At 72.9% G+C, this 6,577-nt stretch carries 5 protein-coding genes; 4 read left to right on the top strand and 1 reads right to left on the bottom strand.

Translation table 11 applies throughout. The annotated features are described in order from the left end of the window. Positions 1–2,066: glycogen debranching N-terminal domain-containing protein (locus tag NFX44_RS32450; RefSeq protein WP_262287423.1), on the bottom strand; the 2,066-nt coding region annotated here is incomplete at its 3' end. A 147-nt stretch (positions 2,067–2,213) separates the two neighbouring features. On the opposite strand from NFX44_RS32450, the gene NFX44_RS32445 reads away from it, so the two are divergent. The 4 genes from NFX44_RS32445 to NFX44_RS32430 all read left to right on the top strand — a co-directional run bounded on the left by NFX44_RS32445 (position 2,214) and on the right by NFX44_RS32430 (position 6,553). Next, entirely contained in the window at positions 2,214–3,203 is a 990-nt protein-coding gene (locus tag NFX44_RS32445; protein WP_262287422.1) for a LacI family DNA-binding transcriptional regulator, read from the top strand. 26 nt (positions 3,204–3,229) lie between these two features. Next, the gene (locus NFX44_RS32440) at positions 3,230–4,477 is read left to right on the top strand and encodes an extracellular solute-binding protein (protein WP_262287421.1); all 1,248 of its coding nucleotides are present in this window, start codon (positions 3,230–3,232) and stop codon (positions 4,475–4,477) included. A gap of 68 nt (positions 4,478–4,545) precedes the next feature. Beyond that, the gene (locus NFX44_RS32435) at positions 4,546–5,664 is read left to right on the top strand and encodes a carbohydrate ABC transporter permease (protein WP_262287420.1); all 1,119 of its coding nucleotides are present in this window, start codon (positions 4,546–4,548) and stop codon (positions 5,662–5,664) included. Position 5,665: 1 nt separating this feature from the next. Further along, positions 5,666–6,553 carry a carbohydrate ABC transporter permease gene (locus NFX44_RS32430; RefSeq protein WP_262287419.1) on the top strand — a complete coding sequence of 296 codons (888 nt, stop codon included), beginning with the start codon at positions 5,666–5,668 and terminating at the stop codon, positions 6,551–6,553. The last annotated feature ends 24 nt before the right edge of the window (positions 6,554–6,577 follow it).

The raw sequence follows: 6,577 nt of genomic DNA, 5'->3' as shown, positions 1-6,577 counted from the left end.
GGGGTGGGGATGGTCAGGGACGGGGGGAGGCCGGTCACCGTGGGGTGGCCGGTGTGGTCGACGGTGACCGTGACCGGGGTGTTGGCGATCGTCAGGCCCCGGGCGGTGAGGGCGCCGAGTTCGGGGCCGGCCAGGGGACGCAGGTCGACGCGGCCGGCGGGCACGTCGGGATAGAGGCCGAGCGCCGCCTGGAGGAGCAGCACGGCCGCCGCGGCCGACCAGGCCTGCGGGTGGCACGCCGCCGGGTACGGCACCGGCCGGCCGAGCGCCGTCCGGTCGTCCCCGCCGTACAGCTCGGGGAGGCGGTAGTCGAACGCCTCGGCGGCCGCCAGCAGCCCGTCGGCGAGCCGGAGCGCCGCCGCGCGGTGCCCGCCGCGGGCCAGCCCGTCGAGCACGATGGCCGTGTCGTGCGCCCAGATCGACCCGCAGTGGTACGACAGCGGGCTGAACCCGGCGTCGTCGGTGGACATGGTGCGCAGCCCGAAGCCGCCCGCGAGGGCTTCGGTCGAGAGCAGGGCGGCGACCTGCGCCGACTCGGCGTCCGAGAGCAGGCCGGTGCCGAGCAGGTGGCCGATGTTGCTGGTCAGCGAGTCCACCGGGCGCTTGTCCCGGTCGAGCGCCAGGGCGGGCTGCGGGCCGTGCGGGCCGTCGACCCAGAACGCGGCGCGGAAGCGCGCGGCGAGCCGGTCGGCGTACCCGCGCCAGCGGTCGGCGCCGGGGCGGCCGAAGGCGTCGAGCAGGTCGGCCCCGTTCACCGCGGCCTGGTACGCGTACCCCTGCACCTCGGCCAGCACGATGGGCGGCGCGGCCAGCCGGCCGTCCCGGAAGCGCACCGCGTCGCCGGAGTCCTTCCAGCCCTGGTTGGCCAGGCCGTGGCCGGTGGTGTCGACGTACTCGACGAAGCCGTCGCCGTCGGCGTCGGCGTGCTCGCCGAGCCAGCCGAGCGCCGCCTCGAGGTGGGGGAGCAGCGGCTCGATCCGGTCGGCGGGGAGCCCCCACCGCCAGGCGTCGTGCAGCAGCCCGACCCAGAGCATTGTGGCGTCGACCGTGCCGTAGTAGGCCGGCGGCAGCCGTAGTCCGTTGTCGGCCAGGGCGAACTCGTGCCGGCGCAGCTCGTGCAGGATCTTGCCGGGCGCCTCGCCGGTGGCCGGGTCGACCCGGGTGCCCTGCCGGCGGGCCAGCACGCGCAGCGTGCCGGCGGCCAGGTCGGTGCCGAGCGGCAGCATCATCCGGGCGGCCCAGAGGCTGTCCCGGCCGAAGAGGGTGAGGAACCAGGGCACGCCGGCGCCGAGGAAGACGTCCTCCGGGTGGGCCGGCTCGGCCAGCCGCAGCCCGCGCAGGTCGGCCAGGGCGCGGTCGAGGAGCCGGACCAGGCGGCGGTCGTCGGCGCGTACGGCCGGCTCGGACCAGCCGGGGCCGGGCGGGGCGGCGGTGACCACCGCCTTCGGATCGGTGACGGCCAGCCGCCAGCGCAGCGTCGCGGACTCGCCCGGGGCGAGCGTGACCGGCCAGCTCAGCCGGGGTGCGGTGGCCCGGTCACCGGCGGCGTCCACGGTGGCCGCCTCGCCGGTGACGGTCACGGTGAGCCCCTCGGCGGCCCACTGGACCCGGCCCGGCTCGCCGGCCTTCGCCTCCAGCGGCGCGCCGCTGCCGCCGGACTTGACCAGCTCGATCGGCGCGAGGTCGCAGCCGAGGTCGACGCTGACGGTGGTGCGGACCGGGCCGGCGGCGGTGGACGAGACGACGAGTTCCTCGGTGACGCCGTGCGCGCCGGCCTGCCGGGTGCGGTCGACCCGGACGGTCGGGTCGGGGGTGGGATCGCCGAGCCAGCGGGCCAGGGCGACGAAGCGGGCGCCGTGCGGCCCCGCCGGCCCGCGGGTCAGCGCCTCCGGCTCCCGGTCGTCGAGGCGCAACTCGGCGCGGGAGAGCACCCGGGCGTCGGCGTGGAAGACGCCCTGGACGCCGTGCGGCCGGATCTGACCCGCCGCGTCGCCCAGCGCGCTCGTGGGGGCGTGCACCACGCCGACCAGGTCGTGCAGCAGCGGTTGCAGGTGGCGTTCGGACAAGGGGAACTCCCGGTGCTGATCGGTGGGCCGGCGACGTCTTGACAGATGGCTCCGGCCGGTGCCACAGTGCGAAACATTCCAGAAACTTTGAACGATCTAATCCTGCCTCATCGGAGTTGGATCGTTCAAGGCGGCGAGAGGGATCAAGTGGCTGAAAAGGTGACCATCGCGACGGTGGCCCGGCACGCCCAGGTGAGCCGGCAGACGGTCTCCAACGTGCTCAACGCGCCGCACATCGTCCGCGAGGAGACCCGGCGGCGGGTGCAGGAGGCAATCAGCGCGCTCGGCTACCGGGCCAGCCAGGCCGCCCGGCAGATGCGCACCGGCCGCTCCCGCCTCATCGCCGTTCGCATCGAGCCCACCCGGGACGGGATCAACGGCTCGGTGCTCGACCGCTTCCTGCACGGCCTCACCGAGACCGCCGACGCCGCCGGCTACCGGGTCATGCTCTACACGGCCCGCGACGACGACCAGGAGATGGCCACCTACGACGACCTGCTCGGCGCGTACGACCTGGACGCGTTCGTGCTCACCGGCACCAAGCACGGCGACCCGCGCACCGCGTGGCTGGCCGAGCGCGAGGTGCCGTTCGTGACCTTCGGCCGGCCGTGGGACGCCCTCGACGGGCACCCGTGGGTGGACGTGGACGGCGCCGCCGGCACCGGGCAGGTCACCCGGCACCTGCTCGACGCCGGCCACCACCGGATCGCCTTCCTCGGCTGGCCGGCCGGCTCCGGAGTCGGCGACGACCGGTGCGCCGGCTGGCGTACCACCATGGCGGCGGCCGGTCACGACGTGGCCGGCCTGCGCCGGGAGACCGAGGACGGGATCGCCGAGGGCGAGCGGGAGCTGCGGGACCTGCTCGCCCGCGACGTGCCGCCGACCGCGGTGGTCTGCGCCAGCGACTCGCTCGCCCTCGGCGCGCTCCAGGCCGCGCGCGACGCGGCCGCGCCGGTCGCCGTCGTCGGCTTCGACGACACCCCGGTGGCCGCCGCGGTCGGCCTGAGCAGCGTCAGCCAGCCGCTCGCCGCGGCCGCCGCCCGCTGCGTCGACCTGCTCACCGACCTGCTCGACGGCCAGCCCACCGATCACCGTGTGCTGCTCACTCCCACGCTCGTGCTCCGGCAGACGGCGTGACCACATCCCCCACCCAGGAGAGTCAGATGACACCTCGCACCCTCACCCGGGCGGCGGTGGCCGGCTTCGCCGCCGTCGCCCTGTTCGGCTCCGCCGCGTGCGGCAGCGGCTTCGACGACTCCGCGAAAGACACCAAGCAGTCCAGCGGCCCGGCCACCCTGCAGATCCTGATCGGCTCGTCCGGCGAGGCCGAGACCAAGGCCGTGCAGGACGCGGCCGCCAAGTGGGCCTCGTCCAGCGGCAACACGGCCACCGTCACCCCGGCCCAGGACCTCACCCAGCAGCTCGGCCAGGCGCTGGCCGGCGGCACCCCGCCGGACGTCTTCTACGTCGACGCGACCCGCTTCGCCGACTACGCCAGCGTCGGTGCCCTGGAGCCGTACGGCGACAAGATCAGCAACAAGGACGACTTCTACGAGGGCCTGCGTACCACGTTCACCTACGACGGCAAGCTCTACTGCGCGCCGAAGGACTTCTCCACCCTCGCCCTGGAGATCAACACCGACCTCTGGGCGAAGGCCGGCCTGACCGACGCCGACGTGCCGACCACCTGGGACCAGCTCACCGCCGTCAGCCAGAAGATCAAGGCGAAGAAGATGGTGGCGCTCGCCCTCGGCGACACCCGCGACCGGATCGGCGCGTTCATGGTGCAGAACGGCGGCTGGCTGATGAGCAAGGACGGCAAGCAGCCCACCGCCGACACCCCGGAGAACCTCCAGGCCCTCCAGTACGTGAAGTCCCTGCTCACCAACGGCTACGCCAAGTTCCCGAAGCAGCTCGACGCCGGCTGGTCCGGGGAGGCGTTCGGCAAGGGCAAGGCCGTCATGACCATCGAGGGCAACTGGATCAAGGGCGCCCTCCAGAACGACTTCCCGAACGTGAAGTACAAGGTCGTGCCGCTGCCGGCCGGCCCGAAGGGGCAGGGCACCCTGTCCTTCACCCAGTGCTGGGGCGTCGCCGCCAAGTCGAAGTTCAAGGACCAGGCGATCAAGTTCGTCGAGGCGATGACCGCGGGCGACCAGCAGGTGGGCTTCGCCAAGGCGTTCGGCGTGATGCCGTCGCGGCAGTCCGTCCGCGACCAGTACACCAGCGCCTTCCCGGCGGACAAGCCGTTCATCGACGGCGCCGCGTACGCGCAGGGCCCGGTGAACGCCCCCAAGATGGACAGCGTCCTGCGGGACCTGGAGGCCGGCCTCCAGGGTCTGGCCACCGGTGACCCGAAGACGGTCCTGAGCAACTTCGACAAGAACGCCAAGGCGGCGCTCGGCGGCTGAGCGGTGGCGGAGGGGCCCGGACCGGGCCCCTCCGCACCGGCTCCCACGGACAAGGAGGGAGGGACGAGATGGCAACCGAAGCGTTGCGCGCCCCGGCGACCACGCCGGCGAAGCCGCCACGCCGTCGGGGCGGCGGCATCCGTGGCAACGAGAACATCGCCGGCTGGCTCTTCGTCGCGCCGGTGATCGTGATCCTCGGGCTCTTCCTGCTGCTGCCGATCCTCATGGCGCTGTGGGTGAGCCTCACCGACTGGAACGGCCAGGGCAGCCCGTTCACCGGCGACGTGCCGTTCGTGGGCGGCGACAACTACACCCGGCTGTTCACCGAGGACGGGCTCGACCGCCGGGACTTCATGACCAGCATCCGCAACAACATGTACTACGTGGGCATCGTCGTGCCGGTGCAGACCGCGCTCGCCCTCGGCCTCGCCCTCGTGGTCAACAACCGCATGCTCAAGGGGAAGGGCTTCTTCCGCAGCGCCTTCTACTTCCCCTCGGTCACCAGCTCCGTGGCGATCAGCGTGGTGTTCCTGTTCCTGTTCGCCAACTCCGGCGCGGTCAACCGGCTGCTCGGCCTCCTCGGGATCAACGGCCCGGAGTGGTTCGCCGACTCCCGGGGCGTGCTGCACCTCCTGCTCGGCGCGGTCGGGGTGGACAACCCGCCCGGCGCGCTCACCTCCGGCGGCCCGTTCGGCCTGACCTGGTGGGACTGGCTCGCCGGCCCGAGCGTGGCCATGGTGTCGATCATCAGCCTGGTCATCTGGACCACCTCGGGCACCTTCATGCTGATGTTCCTGGCCGCGTTGCAGAACGTGCCGGTGACGCTCGACGAGGCCAGCACCCTCGACGGGGCGACCCGCTGGCAGCGCTTCCGGCACGTCACCCTGCCGCTGATCAAGCCCACCATGTTCCTGGTGCTCACCCTCGGGCTGATCGGCTCCTGGCAGGTCTTCGACCAGGTGTACGTCATGAGCCAGGGCGACCCGGCCAAGACCACGCTCACCCCGGCGTACCTGTCGTACCGGACCGCGTTCCGGGACTTCGACTACGGCTCCGGCGCGGCCATCTCCTTCGTGCTGTTCCTGATCATCATCCTGTTGACCCTGCTCCAGCGCCGGGTGATGGCCGACCGGGACGAGCCCCGGCGGGCCCGGTGGTGGCGGCGACGCGTACCGGAGGGGTCCTGACATGGCCGTGCTCACCGACCGGCCGGCGGCGCCCGTCGCGCGCCGCGCCGACCGCGGGCCCCGCGCCCGGGTCAACCGCATCCTCGGGTACGCGGTCCTGATCGCCTTCGGGCTGGTCTTCCTCTACCCGTTCGTCATCCAGCTCGGCAACTCGCTCAAGACCGAGCCCGACGCGGCCGCGAACCCGCTCTCGCCGATCCCCGACCCGCTGACCCTGGCCGGCTTCGAGCGGATCTTCGCGGGCACCAACTTCCCGCTCTGGCTCGGCAACTCGCTGCTGGTCACCGTGCTGGTCACCCTCGGCCGGGTCTTCTTCGACTCGCTCGCCGGCTACGCGCTGGCGCGGCTGCGCTTCCGGGGCCGGGCCGGGCTGTTCGCCGCGGTCATCGCGGTCATGGCGGTGCCCGGCGTGGTGCTGCTCATCCCGAAGTTCCTGGTGCTCAAGCAACTCGGCCTCTACGACAGCTACGCGGGCCTCGTGGTGCCCCTGCTCGCCGACGCGGCCGGCGTCTTCATCATGAAGCAGTTCTTCGAGTCGGTGCCGGTCAGCGTCGAGGAGGCGGCCCGGATCGACGGCGCGGGCGTGTTCCGCACCTTCTGGTCGGTGGTGCTGCCGATGGCGCGGCCGGCGCTGATCACGCTGACCATCCTGTCGTTCCAGGGCTCCTGGAACGAGTTCCCGCACAGCCTCGTCTCGGTGCAGGACCCGCACCTGTTCACCCTGCCCCGGGGCCTGGCCGACCTGGTCAGCGGGTCGCTCGGCAAGGGCACCCAGTATCCGCTCAAGCTGGGCGCCGCGCTGCTCGCCACCATCCCGGTGGCGGTGCTCTTCATGATCTTCCAGCGCTACTTCGTGCGCGGCGCCAACGAGGGCGCCGACAAGGGCTGACCGGTGGCCGGCGGTCCCGCCCCG

Source organism: Micromonospora sp. MA102 (assembly GCF_025460765.1).
GTDB classification, from domain to species: domain Bacteria; phylum Actinomycetota; class Actinomycetes; order Mycobacteriales; family Micromonosporaceae; genus Micromonospora; species Micromonospora halotolerans.
Note: the sequence above shows the minus strand (reverse complement) of the source record. Positions and strands in the feature narration are given on the sequence as shown.

Coding starts and splice junctions, on each gene's coding strand:
- NFX44_RS32430 (WP_262287419.1), top strand. CDS start 5,666: ATGGCCGTGCTCACCGACCGGCCGGCGGCGCCCGTCGCGCGCCGCGCC.
- NFX44_RS32440 (WP_262287421.1), top strand. CDS start 3,230: ATGACACCTCGCACCCTCACCCGGGCGGCGGTGGCCGGCTTCGCCGCC.
- NFX44_RS32435 (WP_262287420.1), top strand. CDS start 4,546: ATGGCAACCGAAGCGTTGCGCGCCCCGGCGACCACGCCGGCGAAGCCG.